The sequence below is a fragment of the Psychrosphaera sp. 1_MG-2023 genome (genome assembly GCF_030548245.1).
Classification (GTDB): domain Bacteria; phylum Pseudomonadota; class Gammaproteobacteria; order Enterobacterales; family Alteromonadaceae; genus Psychrosphaera; species Psychrosphaera algicola.
Map to the genome: position 1 here is coordinate 1 of NZ_JAUORW010000067.1, position 568 is coordinate 568.

Annotated in this window: 1 protein-coding gene; it reads right to left on the minus strand. The window is 34.3% G+C overall.

Translation table 11 applies throughout. The features are described from left to right. Positions 1-83: 83 nt before the first annotated feature. Positions 84-482: a hypothetical protein gene (locus Q4575_RS19745; RefSeq protein WP_303523945.1), complete on the minus strand. Its 399-nt coding sequence runs from the start codon at positions 480-482 to the stop codon at positions 84-86. Positions 483-568: the final 86 nt, after the last annotated feature.

Here is a 568-nt window from a genome sequence, read left to right on the forward strand (position 1 = left end):
AAGGGCTCACCCCTTCTGAAATATGCGGTGGAAAGTGAGTATTAATACTTGCTGTCCACCTCAGGGCGTGTTGTTAGGTGTGACTACAAAAAAGTATGTCCTACCTTCATATGATGCTCTAATAATTTCCCAGTTCTATCGATGAAAAGATACACTCTCAAACTAGGATCTGTGATTGATAAAAAGCCGGCATCTCGTCGTGTAAAAATATAACCATAATATTGACAATTCCACTTAAATTTTCCATCGCTAAACCGCCGACATTTCCCATCTCTAGTATAATAAGAACTAGTCGTTTCATTAATCTCAGAATAGTAATATTTTTTCTCCTTGAGAAAATTTATTATCTGCTCTTTGCTTGTTCCTGGAATCAAAACAGATTGAAACTCATAATCTCCACGTGAAATTATGCTTGCATTATTATTCCATACACATGATGTACTTAAAAAACTAACCAATAATAAAATGATAACTTTGATCACAATAACACCTAACGCTAAGATAACGAGCAAAGATTTCTGCAAATTTTTTATTCACAACATTAAGATCTTTGTCTCTGTTTATCGCC